Origin of the sequence: Helicobacter sp. 13S00482-2, from assembly GCF_002272795.1 — a bacterium.
Lineage (GTDB): Bacteria > Campylobacterota > Campylobacteria > Campylobacterales > Helicobacteraceae > Helicobacter_J.
Map to the genome: position 1 here is coordinate 112,388 of NZ_MLAT01000002.1, position 14,784 is coordinate 127,171.

General features: G+C 34.5%; 14 protein-coding genes. All 14 read right to left on the reverse strand.

From position 1 onward, the window contains the following. Positions 1-2: 2 nt before the first annotated feature. A complete protein-coding gene (dxs, locus tag BKH42_RS01865; RefSeq protein ID WP_095294286.1) occupies positions 3-1,877 on the reverse strand; it encodes a 1-deoxy-D-xylulose-5-phosphate synthase in 1,875 nt (624 codons plus the stop codon). Between the two features lies 1 nt (position 1,878). Then, positions 1,879-2,697, reverse strand: a complete 819-nt coding sequence (gene fliH, locus BKH42_RS01870) for a flagellar assembly protein FliH (RefSeq protein ID WP_180673891.1) — start codon at positions 2,695-2,697, stop codon at positions 1,879-1,881. Then, complete coding sequence (gene fliG, locus BKH42_RS01875) at positions 2,684-3,715, reverse strand: flagellar motor switch protein FliG (RefSeq protein WP_095294288.1); 1,032 nt, start codon at positions 3,713-3,715, stop codon at positions 2,684-2,686. Before fliG ends, fliH begins: the two co-directional genes overlap by 14 nt. An 11-nt stretch (positions 3,716-3,726) precedes the next feature. Then, a complete protein-coding gene (gene fliF / locus BKH42_RS01880; RefSeq protein ID WP_095294290.1) occupies positions 3,727-5,424 on the reverse strand; it encodes a flagellar basal-body MS-ring/collar protein FliF in 1,698 nt (565 codons plus the stop codon). Positions 5,425-5,454: 30 nt separating this feature from the next. Then, entirely contained in the window at positions 5,455-6,558 is a 1,104-nt protein-coding gene (gene hisC / locus BKH42_RS01885) for a histidinol-phosphate transaminase (RefSeq protein ID WP_095294293.1), read from the reverse strand. Between the two features lie 324 nt (positions 6,559-6,882). Then, entirely contained in the window at positions 6,883-8,430 is a 1,548-nt protein-coding gene (gene guaA / locus BKH42_RS01890) for a glutamine-hydrolyzing GMP synthase (protein ID WP_095294296.1), read from the reverse strand. A gap of 100 nt (positions 8,431-8,530) precedes the next feature. Then, on the reverse strand, positions 8,531-9,418 hold the full coding sequence (locus BKH42_RS01895; RefSeq protein ID WP_095294299.1) for a thiamine-phosphate kinase: 888 nt from the start codon (positions 9,416-9,418) through the stop codon (positions 8,531-8,533). After that, on the reverse strand, positions 9,419-10,252 hold the full coding sequence (nadC, locus tag BKH42_RS01900; protein WP_095294302.1) for a carboxylating nicotinate-nucleotide diphosphorylase: 834 nt from the start codon (positions 10,250-10,252) through the stop codon (positions 9,419-9,421). After that, positions 10,252-11,262: a quinolinate synthase NadA gene (nadA, locus tag BKH42_RS01905; protein ID WP_095294304.1), complete on the reverse strand. Its 1,011-nt coding sequence runs from the start codon at positions 11,260-11,262 to the stop codon at positions 10,252-10,254. The genes nadC and nadA overlap by 1 nt, the downstream gene beginning before the upstream one ends. 34 nt (positions 11,263-11,296) lie before the next feature. Then, on the reverse strand, positions 11,297-12,094 hold the full coding sequence (locus tag BKH42_RS01910; protein WP_180673899.1) for a phosphatidylserine decarboxylase: 798 nt from the start codon (positions 12,092-12,094) through the stop codon (positions 11,297-11,299). Beyond that, positions 12,078-12,821 carry an arginyltransferase gene (locus BKH42_RS01915; RefSeq protein WP_095294310.1) on the reverse strand — a complete coding sequence of 248 codons (744 nt, stop codon included), beginning with the start codon at positions 12,819-12,821 and terminating at the stop codon, positions 12,078-12,080. The genes BKH42_RS01910 and BKH42_RS01915 overlap by 17 nt, the downstream gene beginning before the upstream one ends. Positions 12,822-12,836: 15 nt before the next feature. Continuing rightward, positions 12,837-13,355, reverse strand: a complete 519-nt coding sequence (locus BKH42_RS01920; RefSeq protein ID WP_257874227.1) for a helix-turn-helix domain-containing protein — start codon at positions 13,353-13,355, stop codon at positions 12,837-12,839. After that, on the reverse strand, positions 13,355-13,909 hold the full coding sequence (locus BKH42_RS01925; protein ID WP_095294315.1) for a hypothetical protein: 555 nt from the start codon (positions 13,907-13,909) through the stop codon (positions 13,355-13,357). Before BKH42_RS01925 ends, BKH42_RS01920 begins: the two co-directional genes overlap by 1 nt. Beyond that, on the reverse strand, positions 13,899-14,780 hold the full coding sequence (gene mqnP / locus BKH42_RS01930; protein ID WP_095294318.1) for a menaquinone biosynthesis prenyltransferase MqnP: 882 nt from the start codon (positions 14,778-14,780) through the stop codon (positions 13,899-13,901). Before mqnP ends, BKH42_RS01925 begins: the two co-directional genes overlap by 11 nt. Positions 14,781-14,784 lie beyond the last annotated feature (4 nt).

Sequence of the window (14,784 nt, forward strand, 5' to 3'; positions counted from 1 at the left end):
CGCTATGATTGAGAATTTTTACAACACTCATCAAACATTTTCATAATCCTAATGGCACAACCCTGAGAGTCTAATCCTATGGATTTTTCAACTATAGGGGTGTTGCCCTGTGGAATATAAGAGTCCATCACTTCAAAACTGTGTAATTTTATCTGCATGTCATTTTCTGCAATATATTCAAGTAGTGCCGAGCCCACTCCGCCCATTCTATAACTATCACTAAAAACAAACCCATGACTGTAAGAACTCATAATATTTTTCAAATCCTTATCTAAAGGTTTAAGGAATCTAAGATCCAATAAACTAGCCTTTATGCCCTTTTCCTTGAGTAATAAATAAACCTCATATGCTCTTCCAACTCCATTTCCATAGCCTATAAGCAAGATACTTCCATCTTTTATCAAAAGCTCTGATTTTCCAATAATAAAATCTTTATCTTCAAAGATCCCATCATTCATTACAAATTTTCCACGTGGATACCTAAAAGCACAAGGAGAAGAAGAATAATTTGAAGCAAAAAGAATTGCTTTTTTTAAAGAAGGATTATCATAAGGAGCAAAAAGAACCATATTGGGAATAGATCGGAGAAAAGAAATATCCAACAGGCCTTGATGGGTTTCACCATCTTCTCCCACAATACCAGCTCTATCAATTGCAAATTTCACAGGTAAGGACATAATCCCTACATCGTGCACGATCTGATCATAAGCACGTTGTAAAAATGTCGAATAAATACTCACAAATGGCTTGAACCCCTCTTTTGCTAATGCGGCCATAGAAGTCACAGCGTGTTGTTCGGCAATAGCCACATCCCAGAAACGATTTGGATATTTATCAATCAACACACCCAATCCCGTTCCACCAGGCATTGCAGCAGTGACACCCACGATTTTTTCATCCTCATCGGCTAACTCAAGGAGTGTTTGAGAATAAATATCTGTTGGACTTTGAGTACTAGCAAATTTTTTAGATTTTCCCGTGTCAATATGAAACGGCCCTACTCCATGCCATTTTTCATATTTTCCCTCTGCTATCTCATAGCCTTTGCCTTTTATTGTTTGAGCGTGAATAATCACAGGACATCTCATATCTTTTGCCAAATTCAATGCGTGAATAATCTCTTCTAAATGATGCCCATTGATAGGTCCGATATAATTAATACCCATCTCCTCAAACAAAATACCTGGTGTGATAAGCTTAAAAGACTCTTCAAAGCGTTTGGCGATGTAAGTAGCGCTATCTGGCATCTTGTCCAAAAGTTTTTTGATTCTATCTTTTACAGACTGATACATAGGTCCAGCTATTAAATGCGAAAGATACTTGCTAATAGCTCCAATAGGTTTAGCGATACTCATCTCATTATCATTTAAAATAATAATCATTGGGTATTTTCTATCACCAAGTTCATTAAGAGCTTCATAAACCAAACCCGCACTCATGCTTCCATCTCCTATGAGTGCTATAGGAATACCACTTTTCCCCTGCAATGCAAAAGCTTTGGCAACCCCCACGCCAATGGATATAGAAGTCGAACTGTGTCCAGCAACAAAATAATCAAACTCTGATTCTGAAGGCTTTATAAATCCACTCATTCCTTCAAATTGCCTAAGAGTATCAAAACTTTTCCATCTATTTGTAAGTAGTTTATGTGCATAAGCTTGATGACTCACATCATAAATAAAAGGATTCTCTTTGCAATCAAAAACTTTATGCATAGCTACAATAAGCTCTACAGCACCCAAAGTGGAACTCAAATGTCCCCCATTAGTGCTTACAACCTCTAAAATTCTATGGCGAATTTTCTGACAAAGATCTGATAACGACACAATATCCATTACCGAAAGATCTAAAATATCTTGTGCAAGTACAGGATTCATCTCATGCCTTTAGATTGTCCAATACGCTCTGTTTAAGTGTCTTATAACGAGTCATGATATTGCCATCAATATTGCCATTACTACAAGTGATAACAACTCCACCTTTTGAGATAGCATCACTAGGTTCAAGTTTTATTTTCTCAGAATCTTTGAGATTCTCATTTAGATAGGGGTAATCATTTGTATTGACCTTGATATGTATATCAGTAGCATCTACAATGCTAGATAAAAGTTCTCTTGCTAATGCTAGAGCTACTTTTTGACTGCTTGAATCAACCTCTTTAATGATGACTTCTTTGGCAATATCTACAGCAATAGCACTGAGTTCTTTTTCCAATTCTTCAAGATGAGCTTGAGATTTTTTCATTTCCTTATCTAGCGTAATGGCAGAATGAATCAGAGTAGTCTTTTCTTTCTCAATAGCATCTAGCATTTCTTTTTTTGCTTTCTCTTCTCCTTCTTTAAGCCCATCTTTATAGCCATCGCTACGAGCACCAACAACCCTTTCTTCAATTTCAAGCTGTTGTTTTTCAAACTGAATTTGAAGCTTAGCAAGAGATCCAGAGAGCTCATCAGTTTTCTGCAAAAGTCTTTCAATCAGATCTTTTTCTAATGATGGTAAATTTTTCTTGACTTCTTGTATATCTTGAGAATTATTAGAGACTGTTTCTGGACGAGAAGGTTCAAAAAATTTTATTTCTTCTTGAGTTTCATCGTTTGCATTTTTGACAATAGACTTAAATTCATATCTTTGAATATTATGCTTTGTCAATTCATTTTTAGCGATCAGGTTCTCTTCCTCAAAATTACTCAACAACATCTTCTTCCTCTCCTATCTGAATAAGTCCTTGTTCAGACAAAGTCTGCACAACTTCTACAATTTTACGCTGTGCGACTTCCACATCTTTTACTTTCACAGCACCTAAGAATTGCATTTCTTCTACAAATTGCTCACTTGCACGTGTACTCATATTATCCAAAAATTTCTGTTTAAGCTCATCAGGTGAAGACTTCAGTGCTAAAATCAAATCTTTTTTATCTGCAATTTTAAGAATCTCTCTGATAGCATTCTTATCAAGTTTAGAAATATCTTCAAAGGTAAACATCATTTCTTTTATCTCGCTAGCAAGCTGCTCATCAATTTGTTCAATATAAGAAATTGTGGCTTTTGCTGCCTTTTGACCGAGTCTATTAAACATCTCTGCAACAGCCCTAGGACCTCCAACTTCGACCTTATAGCTAGTGAGGGATTCGAGTTTGTTTTCTAGCACTGTGGAAACCCTTTTAACGACATTGGGGGAAATATCCCCTAAATTTGCCATTCTGATAGAAATCTCCGCCCGCATATCATCTTGAAAATAACCCAAAGTCTCAGCTGCACTTGAAGAATCCATATGTGCAAGAATAAGGGCAATAGTCTGAGGGTGTTCATTGACAATAAAATCTGCAAGCTGTTGTGGTCTGACTTTCATAAGATAAGAAAAATTCTTAGTAGATTGCATACTTTTAGCGAGTTTATCTAAGACTTTTTTCGCTTCTTCTGGTCCGAGTGTTTTATTTAAAAGCTCCCTAGCATAATCCAATCCACCACTATTGATATATTGATTGGATTGAAATATAGCATAAAACTCTTCTAAAACTGCCCCACCGATACTCTTATCAGTTCCGTTAAGTTGCATAATCTGCTTACTAATTTCTGTGATACTATCAATGTCTAAATGCCTAAAAACCTCACTGGTGGCATCTTCACCAACCTGAATAAGCAAAATAGCAATTTTTTCAGCCATTGAAAGCTCATCATATTGTGCTCTTTGTTTGGGACTCAGTTTTGAAGCCATTTTATTTACTCCTATGACCTGTTTTCAGGGTTGATTTCATCTTTTATCAACGTCCTGAACAAGGCGGCAATTTCCTCGGGTTTTTCTTCAATGCTACTTTTGATTTTTTCAAGTAAAACGTCATATTTTACTTCATCCTCGCTAAAATCACCACTCAGTCCAAGCTGATCTTCAACCCTTTTTCTCATCTCGCTGAACTTATTAATATCCCCATCATCTTCATCATTGATTTCAAATAAAGATTCAATTTTGTCCTCTTCATTTTCTTGAACTTCTAGCATTCTTTCAGCAAATGGAGAAATAATCTTTTTGTAGAAAATAAATATTACCACTGCTACAAGAACGTATTTAAGAAGTGGCATAAATGGGCCAAGATATTTTTCAACATCTGCAGAGAATTTTTCAAAACCAGTGAGGGGGATATAATTTTCTGTTTTTGCATCAAACTCAAAATTACTTACCGCTACATCATCTCCACGTTGCTGAGAATAGCCAATGGCCTGTTTAACCAAAGAGTCAATTTTTTGCATTTCCTCTGCACTTAAAGGCACATATTCTATGCTCTCCACCCCATCTTTGGTAACTTTTTTGTATCTACCATCGACCACCACCGCAGCACTCAGTCGTGATAAAACTCCAAATTCACCCTTGATCTCACTGATAGTCTTACCCACTTCGTAGTTGGTAGTATTTTGGGATTTTTCATACTTTTCTTTAGTATTAGTATCCTCAAGCCCTTGAACAGGTCCTATATTGCTTACAGCTCCTGGAACTCCTCCTATTTGTTTTGGTTCTGTTCCTTCTCTTTTTTCCTCCAAGTTCTGTTCGCTACGCACCACGTTATTGGGATCATAAGTTTCTTTTGTGCTCTTTTTCTGACTAAAATCAAAATCAGCATTCACTCTAGCAACAACCTTATCTTTTCCTCCTACTACAGGAGAAAGGATATTGAGGATTTTATTTTCCAAAATATTTTCAAAATTTTGTTTATATTTTAACTGTGTGGCTGCAAGTTCTTTGGAAGTGGAAAAATCATCACCTTCACCTAAGGGTTCACCATCTTCATCTACAAGTTTTACATTTTCTGGCATCAATTTTGCAACTGAAGCGGCTACAAGATTTTTAATTCCCATAATCTGGGGTATGGTTAAACGCATATTGGGTTTTAATTTTAACATCACTGAGGCAGTTGGAGGGACTTCCTTGCTTACAAAAACCGAGTCTTTAGGAATAGCAATATGAACATTGGCTTTTTGTATTGGATTAAGACTCTCTATAGTGCGAGAAAGTTCCCCCTCAGTAGCACGTACAAACTTGATTTTCTGGTCAAAATCCGTGGCACCAAAATCCTTGACATCAAAAATTTCAAATCCAACTTTGCTACTCTTAGGAATGCCTTGTGTGGCCAAAGCTATTCTTTCTTCATAAACCTTATCCCTAGGAACAAGAATAGTATCTTCTTTTGGGATTTTATATGGGATCTGATTTTGTTGCAAATACTGCAAGATCAAAGCATTATCGCTAGGATTCATGCCCTCAAATAAAACAGAATAACCCCCATCTTTTCTTTTCTCTCCAATAGGAAAAATGAGTAAAAATACCAAAAATGCAACAATCAAAACAACAGTAGCTAGAATGACTATCTTTTGTTTTTTATTGAGTTTAGTAAAAAATTTAGTTATCTGTTGAAATAAAGCTTTAATATCCAAATTCTATCCTCTGATGTTTTTAATTTATTTCTATTTTGATGAAAAGAATTCTCTTAATGATTCAAGCACTCTATCATTTTGATGGGCTGTTCCAATGGTTATCCTGATGGCATTCATACCATAAGATTTCAGACCTCTAATGATAATTCCTTTTTTCAAAAGCCAATCGCAAATCTCTGAGCTAGAATGCTTTTCTTCCAAAACAAAAGTGATGAAATTTCCCCAAGAAGGAATAAATTTTATTCCATTTTCATTTGCAAAAGTCTCATATCTAGACATCTCTTTAAATGTCGATACAATAGTGGATTGAACAAATTCTTCATCTTTAAGCGCCTCTTTTGCACAATCTAAACTCAAAATACTGACATTAAAAGGTGGGCGGAGTTTGCACAGAGCATTAATAATATTGTTATGTGCTAATCCATATCCCACACGCATACCAGCTAAACCATAGGCCTTTGAAAATGTTCCTAAATAAATAACATTTTCAAATCTTTCTAGAAGCTCTTTGGGTTCAATTCCCTTACGCTTATCTTTATATCTAGCAAACTCTTGATATGCACCATCTATGACCACTAAAGTTTCAGGAGATGTATGTGAAATAAAATCAAATACAGCATCCTTATCCAAACACTCTCCAAGTGGATTATTTGGTACGCACAAAAACACTACACCAGGTTTATGCTCATCATAAAGGGCTTTAAACTCATTAATATCATGATGAATGCTAGATGTTTTGATGATTTTTGCACCTACTTGCTTGGTATAAACCTCATACATCGCAAAAGTAATTCTTGCCATCAAGACTTTTGTATTGATATTACACTTAGCACGAATACAAAATTCTATGATCTGATCACTTCCTGCACCAATAATGATATTGTTTGGCTTGATATTGTATTTACAAGCTATAGAATCCTTGAGTTCAAACATTGAATCATCAGGATACAAACTAGCTTTTTTTGATCCCATCTCAATAATAGAACTAACCTTAGAAGAAGAGCCAAATGGATTTTCATTGCTACCTAATTTGATAATGTCTTCAAGCTTGATATCAAACTCCCTTATAAGCAACTCAACAGGCTTTCCAGGCTCATAGAGCACAATATCATCTAACTCTTTGTTAAATTTCATTTAGACCTTCTTGATGGATTGTTATTTGTGGATTGTATCTAAAAATAACATAAAAATTAGAATATTTAAAGGCAATAAATAAAAGGCTAAATTATCATCAAATCTAGTTGGCGTACCTAATTTATCTCTGATAGCTTTTCTATAATCCCTCTCCTCTTGACTCACTTGCAAAAATTATATAATATAAATTTTAAAAATAGTATTTTTTATTGAATTATTTAAATCTAAACAACAAAAATAATAATGAAATGAAAATTCATCTAACTTGCAAAAAAAATTAGCAAATAATTCTATTGTTTTATACATAATAATAGCTTCTTAATCTTATTCCCACTCAATCGTACCAGGTGGTTTGCTAGTGATGTCATAGACGACGCGATTGATTCCCTCAACTTCATTGATGATGCGATTGGATATATTTTCTAACAAACTATGTGGCAAATGTGCAAAGGTCGCACTCATTCCATCGATAGCCTCCACAGCTCTGACACAGATGGTATTATCATAAGTTCGATTATCCCCCATCACGCCAACAGATCTGACATTGAGCAAGACACAAAAAGCTTGCCAAACCTTATCATAATAGCCACTCTTGTGCAACTCATCTAGAAAAATCATATCCGCCTTACGCAAAAGTTCCAAATCTGATTTATTGACTTCTCCCATTATTCGTATCGCAAGACCTGGACCAGGAAAGGGGTGTCTCATTAACATTTCTTCGGGCATCCCTAGTTCTTTTCCTAACGCCCTCACCTCATCTTTAAAAAGCTCTCTCAAAGGCTCAATGAGTTCAAACTTCATCCACTCGGGCAACCCTCCTACATTATGATGAGATTTGATGGTTTTGCTAGGTCCTTTCACGCTCACAGATTCAATCACATCGGGATATAAGGTGCCTTGTGCAAGGTATTTTATCTCGCCATTTGTGTTGTGTTTTTTGGCTTCTTGTTCAAAAACTTCAATAAAAGTCTCACCAATAATCTTACGTTTTTTCTCAGGATCACAAACCCCTGCTAGTCTATTTAAAAATATTTCACTCGCATCAACTACCACAAGAGGTACGCTTAAATTTTCTGAAAACATACGCTCCACACTTTCACGCTCCCCCGCTCTTAAAAGTCCGTGATCTACAAACACAGGAACAAGCCTTTCTTTAATAGCACGATAAAGAAGTGTAGCAACCACACTTGAATCCACGCCCCCACTCACACCACAAAGTACCTTGCCACCTTGAATTTTTTGTGTGAGTTTATGAATTTCATTTTGAGCAAAGTTTTTCATATTCCATTCTGCTTTGGCACCACAGATTTTATGTGCAAAATTAAATAGATATTTTCCACCTTCTTTAGAATGGGCTACTTCTGGATGAAACTGCACTGCATAAATTTTTTTCTTTTCATTTTGAACGGCGGCATAAGGAGAATTAGAGCTTTTTGCAATCACTTCAAACTCTTTGCCGAGCACCTCAACCCTATCACCGTGGCTCATCCATACAATTTCACCATTTGTGCAGTCTTGAAATAATTGACATTCATTGACAAGATCTAAATTAGCCTTGCCATATTCATGTGCAGATGCCTTTTGTACCTTTCCTCCAAAATAATCCATTATATACTGCATCCCATAGCAAATTCCAAGTATTGGCAAACCAAGATTAAAGATTTCAGCATCAGGCTTATAGGCATCTTTTTCATACACACTCGCAGGACCACCGCTTAAAATAATCCCCTTTGGTGCTTTTGCCCTGATCTCTTGCAATGTTTCAAAATAAGGGACAATCTCTGCATAAATACCAAATTCTCGCAATCTCCTTGCAATGAGTTGGGTGAATTGACTCCCAAAATCTAAAACCAAAATATCTACAGTGCTCAAATCTCACTCCTTAAGAAAAATTATGTGATTATATAGTTTTTGTTGTGAAGGAGAAATTAACTCCAAAGTAAAAAAGTGTTTTTTATAAGGTTTAAAAAAATCAATGCCAACACATACATCGATAAGCATTCTTTCCCCTACTCACTTTTCCGATGCAACTCACATTTACTCTATGAATAGATGCTAATTTTTTAACACGCAAATAATCTTTTGGGGAGATACAAAAAAGCATTTCGTATTCTTCTCCGCTTTGAAAATTTTTATCATAGGAATTTTTTAGCTTAAAATAAAGTTGATGTATTTTAGAAAGTCTGTTGAGTTCGGCATTGATGCCATCTGAAATGTCTATTCCTAAATGTGCAAATCTACTGATAGCATAAATAAAATTTGTCCTTAAAATTGGTTCATAAAATCGGGATTTTTTATTTATTTTCATGCCTGTTTTTAGCAATGTCTTGAGTTCGGCGTGACTCCCTCCAACCTTACCAGTATGAATGATCAGATCTCCTATCTTTGCTCCTATCCTAAAAAGAGGTCTTAACCGGGCTTCGCCAATCATACTTATGGCCATTCCAAGTTCTTTTCCACAGATGGTGTCCCCACCGATAATCTTGATATTGAACTCTGTGCAAACTTTTTTGATTCCAGCAAGGAGATCATCTAGGAGTGTTTTAGAGGCATCTTTTGGAATTGATATTCCCAAAAGGGCGTATTTAGGAATTGCATTCATTGCTAAAATATCTGATATGTTTATCAAAAATGCTTTTTTTGAGATTTCATAATTAGAGAACCAACCCTTTTTAAAATGCACTCCTTCCCAAAACATATCCATAGCATAAACAGGCGATGAAATATCACTAGGGAGACAAAATCCCTTGCCTCTATGTAAATTCAATGGACGATTTGAAAATACCACCGCATCATCTCCGATGCCTTGTGTGATTTTAGATTCAACTAATTTTCTAATAAAATAAGATTCTTTATCCATTTATGCCATTTTCATACTCATATCAATCCAAACTGCTTGATGGATAAGAGAACCGATACTAATAGCATCTACTCCTGTTTTTGCATATTCAACAATAGTATCTTTTGTAATCCTTCCACTTCCTTCAAGCAAGACATAAGGATAATGAGCATTTCTATAATTCACAACTTGTTTGATTTCTTCAGGTTGCATATTATCACACATCACAATATCCACCCCTGATTGCATAGCGATTTCAGCAAATTCTATATCTTCACTCTCTATTTCAATTTTTGCTGTCCAGGGGATTTGTTTCCTCGCATTTTCTATAAAGGACTTGAGATCTCCATCTTTGATGTATTTCAAATGCGTGTCCTTTAGCATCAATGTATCATCTAATCCCATTCGATGATTTTTTGCCCCACCATTTCGCACAGAATATTTTTCAAATTCCCGTAAAAGTGGGCGTGTTTTTCTTGTATCTAAAATCGCTATATCAATCCCATCAAGCTTTTTGATATATTCAAAAGTATTACTAGCGATGCCACTAGAATGCTGTAATATATTTAAGATGGTGCGTTCAAGTTTCAGTAATGTTTTGTAATAACCTTCAAGCTCTAATAAAACCTGTCCTGAATAAAACTCTCCTTTATCTACAACATTCCAAGTAGCATTAATATTATAGATTTTACATATTTCACGAATATAAATCTCTCCTGAAAGAATTCCATTTCCTTTGGCAATGATTTTACCCCTAGCTAAAAAATTCTCTTCCAATAAGCGTTCAAATAAATCCCCTCTGCCTAAATCTTCAAGCAAGACATCTTTTACAAAATTCTCAATATTTCCAATCATTATGATAGCTCCAACATTTTATCTAAGGCTTTTTTTGCAAATTTAGAAACTTCAGGATCAATAGAAATTTCATTATAGGGAGAATGATTTTTATATGCTTGTAAAACATCTAAAACATCTTTCAAGGTTGTCTCATTCATCGTAGGGCATTCAGGAATAGTACTAGAGAGGACAAAAGTATTTTTTTTACCATTGATAGGAGGACGAAGACGATTGACTAGGTTAAATTCTGTGCCAACGGCGACTTTTTGTTCTACTGGCAAGGAGTTCACATAATTGATAATCTGACTTGTAGAACCCACAAAATCAGCTTTTTGCACAACATCTGAAGCACATTCAGGATGCACAACAATAAGTATATCTGGATATTTTTCTCTAAAAAAATCCACATCAGAAGGCGTAAAAAGCTGATGAACAGAACAAAATCCATTATAACAAACAATATCTGCACTCAATATTTTTTCTTTATCATCAATGCCCAAAATAGCTGACTCAAGCCCATTTGTTCTGGCAAGATTTTCACCCAAACATTTATCAGGTAAAAAGAATATTTTTTTGCCTTTTGTCCTAGCAAAATCAAAAATCTTACCTGCATTACTACTTGTGCAAACGAGTCCATCCATCTTGCCGACCTTTGATTTTACTTCAGCATTTGAATTGATGTAAGTAATTGGTAAAAGATCTTCTTTTTTAATACCATAGCTCTCAAAAAGCTCTATACTTTTATCATAATATTCACTGCTCACCATTCTCGCCATAGAACAACAAGCAAGCTTAGGCATAATCACATCTTTTTGTGGTGCCAAAATCTTAACACTCTGCCCCATAAACCCAACCCCACAAAAGACAACCAATTTTTTTTCACTCTGACTTGCTTTTTTGGCTAATTCCAAACTATCCCCAGTGATATCAGCTATCTGCACAATATCATCTTTTTGATAAAAATGAGCAACCAATAATCCATCTAATTCATCTAAAAGCTGTTTAATATTTTTTTTAATTTCTTGCATCTTTAATCCTTGTTTGGGATTTTGGCATATTAATTCAAACAAATTGACCTATAACATCCCCAAATTTGACCTTATTGTCAATCAAAGGAAGGTTTTTTACATCTTTAATAAATATCACAACCGTTGATCCCATCTTAAACATCCCCAACTCATCTCCTTTTTTGATTATTTTTGGAACCTCATAGGTATAAATAGCATTTTGATTTGCTATAGTATTGGTCTGCACCCTATTTTCAAAATGAAGCACCATTTGCCCTACATTAAGTGCCCCTACTGCAACAAAATACATTATTTTTCCTTTAACATCTTTGCATACCACCACAAGACGCTCATTTTTTATGAATAAATCAGTATTTTTTTTGAGTGAAGGTTTATTAACAGGTAAAAGTTCCCCAGCAAAATAACGCACTTCAAACACCTCCATTTCGCAAGGTGCATGATACCTGTGATAATCTTTTGGAGAGAGATAAAAATTTATATAAGAATATTCCTGATCTAGGCCATCTTTTTCTCCCAATAATTCATTTACCTGATAGGACATTCCTTTAATTTGCAATGCCGTGTTATTTTGAATTTTTCCACATTCTGTGATAAGTGCATCACAAGGAGAAATCAAAGCATCTATTGAAGCATCAAAATCTCTATGCTGAAGTAAAGAACGAGTAAAGAGTGCATTTAAGCTAGGATAAGATGAAATATCTCCAAACTCACTCATATTAATATCAAAAATCCTGACATACACCCAATTAATAAATCTTTGAATCCCGCTAGGAAATCTAAAATTAGCAAACTTCCCAAACAGTCTTGAAACTTTATTACTGATTTTCATTATTCTCCTTTTGATAAATTTGCCAAATAGGCTGATCAAATAAATCTGGTGTATTTTCTAAAATCTCAAAGGGCTTAAAACGTTCCTTATACCCCATACAATAGTGGTCTTTAATCCAATAGCCTGGATAAAAATATTTTAGTCCTTTGTGTTGAGCTATTTTGATTTGAGTTAAAATATTCAATGTTCCAAGACTTAAGTCTGCAAAATCGTGATCATAAAAAAAATAAATTGCCGACATACTATCTGAAAGCACATCCACCAATCCTAAGCCTATAAGTTTTTCATCAAAATAATAGGAAAGCTCAAAACCAAAATCCATTTCGCCTTCTGTGAACATATCTGCATAACTATCTAGATCAATCCCTTTATAGTCCCAACCTTTTTTTTCTACCATCTTTTTATGATATTTGTCATATAAAGCGAGTCGCTGCAAATCAACACTTGGGCGTGAAAATATAATTTTTAAAAATTCATTTTTTTTTAAAATGCGTTTATGGTTTTTGCTGAATTTAAACTCGCCCACAAGTTGGCGAATAGAAATGCAATCCCTGCAAACTTCACACATTGGAACAAAAAAATACTTTCCAAACCTCCTCCAACCTCTTTGAAGAAGTCCTTTATAAAAATGAGAACGACATTGTTCAATATACATATACCTGAATTTGCTTTTCTTGGTTTGTATATAACTGCAAATTTTTTGATCTGGGTAAAACTCAACAATACGCATATATCAAGAATCTTGTTACTTAATATCAGCAAGTTTTAAAATAAATTCCACTTCGCCTCTACCTACCCTGAGGTCTTTGGCAATAGAATCAATACTCCAACCATCTTGAAACATTTTAATGATACGATTTTCATCAACATCAGTGCTACTAGGAGAAAAATACCCAAACTCTCTGATTTTGTTTTCAAGTGCGATCATTTTTTCTTCAAAATAATCCCTATCTTTTGTTAGAACTTCCTGAATTTCTTGAATTTGAGAAGAAAGATTTTTAAGGCCTGAATTCAGATTGCTTTTGACTTCATTTTTAATATTCACGCCCAATGTAGAATTAGCAAACTCAGTCTGAGTTTCGTTTTCTTGAATCCATTTTTTTGTTTTATAAATCTCCTTTGTTAAAGCCTCAATGACTTTCTCCAAACGTTGAGTCTTTTTTGTGACATCTTTATCTTTGATATAAATATATAAAATCAAAAACATCAATATCAATAACAATGCTCCAGATACCATCAACAAAAACTCTGAGTCAAAAACCATTATTTATCCTTTGTATTATGTTTTAATCTGAGATTTTCCATTTCTTTATTTGCGATATACATATCAAAATCCTCTGTGTCTTTTTGATGCATTTTTGTAATCTTAATGACCTGCTCAGAAATAGCTTGTCCAAAACTAGCAATGATTCGCTTTGGAAAAATGGGTAATTCAAAACGCATATAATAATCTGCTCCAACTTCAAGCTCTGCGGAATCTATACAGATTATCCCGTGCCCTAAAGCACAAACACTGGATTTTTTTCCTAATATATGTAAATTGGCTTCACGTTTATTAATAAAATTTTCTATGGAGATGAGTTTATAATAGATTTGAGTCAAAACCTCTAGCATTACTTCATTGTCTCTGTCAAATTTATTTTTAGATTTTAAACGTTCAATCCAATTTTCAAAATCATCCGCATTCATATCTGCAATTTTCATATATTCTTTTTCATAGATATCTGAAGCCTTATCATAAAAAAGCTCAAAGCCACAAGCAATAATGCGTGTAAAAATACCATTAGCTTTACAAATCTCCATAAAATCAGATTTCATAAAACATCCTAACACTGCTATCAAGTAATATAAAAATAAAAAATACAAAGCCCAAATATCCATTAGTCACAAAAAAAGCCTTTGGGATATTTTTAAAATCCAAACTCACCAAATATTGTTCATAAATGAGCATACATATGGAAACCAAAAGCCCAGCATAAGCAAAAAACCACCCTTGTGAAAAATAAACAAAAAAGCCCCAAAAAATCACTGCAAAGAGATGAAAAAAACGAGAGATAAGTAAGGTTTTTTGTTCTCCAAAAATAGAAGGAATCGAGTACAAGCCCTCCTTTTTATCAAAATCAATATCTTGGAGTGAATATAATAAATCAAACCCAGCAACCCAAAAAACAACTCCAATAGATAAAAATAACCCCCATAAAGGAATCTCCCCTTGAACTGCTATCACTCCAGCAATAGGAGCAAGTCCCAAGGAAATGCCTAAAATTAAATGTGCCAAATAGCTAAATCTCTTCATATAAGAATATCCCCCAAGGACCATCAAAAATGGAAGGGAAAGATAAAAAGCGAGTTGATTGATAAAATAACTTGTTAAAACAAAAATCACTGCATTCAAAATACAAAACAATAAAACCGATGTTGGCGAAATCCTTCCATCTACACTTGGTCTTGTGTTTGTGCGAGAATTTTTAATATCAATATCGCGATCGCAATATCGGTTAAATCCCATTGCAAAATTCCTAGCACTCACCAATGCTAAAGCACATAAAAATAAAGTATCAAAGCCAAACCAAACGCTTTTATTAATCTCCATAGATGCCACAACCATCGCAATCAAAATAAATGCACCTGAAAATACAGTGTGCTCAAAAGCAACTAATTCGCTAAAATTTTTAAGTTTTTTCAACACTTCA

Excerpts from the sequence above, each read along its gene's own strand:
- dxs (WP_095294286.1), bottom strand. The coding sequence starts at position 1,877 with ATGAATCCTGTACTTGCACAAGATATTTTAGATCTTTCGGTAATGGAT.
- fliH (WP_180673891.1), bottom strand. The coding sequence starts at position 2,697 with ATGTTGTTGAGTAATTTTGAGGAAGAGAACCTGATCGCTAAAAATGAA.
- fliG (WP_095294288.1), bottom strand. The coding sequence starts at position 3,715 with ATGGCTTCAAAACTGAGTCCCAAACAAAGAGCACAATATGATGAGCTT.
- hisC (WP_095294293.1), bottom strand. The coding sequence starts at position 6,558 with ATGAAATTTAACAAAGAGTTAGATGATATTGTGCTCTATGAGCCTGGA.
- BKH42_RS01895 (WP_095294299.1), bottom strand. The coding sequence starts at position 9,418 with ATGGATAAAGAATCTTATTTTATTAGAAAATTAGTTGAATCTAAAATC.
- nadC (WP_095294302.1), bottom strand. The coding sequence starts at position 10,252 with ATGATTGGAAATATTGAGAATTTTGTAAAAGATGTCTTGCTTGAAGAT.
- nadA (WP_095294304.1), bottom strand. The coding sequence starts at position 11,262 with ATGCAAGAAATTAAAAAAAATATTAAACAGCTTTTAGATGAATTAGAT.
- BKH42_RS01915 (WP_095294310.1), bottom strand. The coding sequence starts at position 12,821 with ATGCGTATTGTTGAGTTTTACCCAGATCAAAAAATTTGCAGTTATATA.
- BKH42_RS01920 (WP_257874227.1), bottom strand. The coding sequence starts at position 13,355 with ATGGTTTTTGACTCAGAGTTTTTGTTGATGGTATCTGGAGCATTGTTA.
- BKH42_RS01925 (WP_095294315.1), bottom strand. The coding sequence starts at position 13,909 with ATGAAATCTGATTTTATGGAGATTTGTAAAGCTAATGGTATTTTTACA.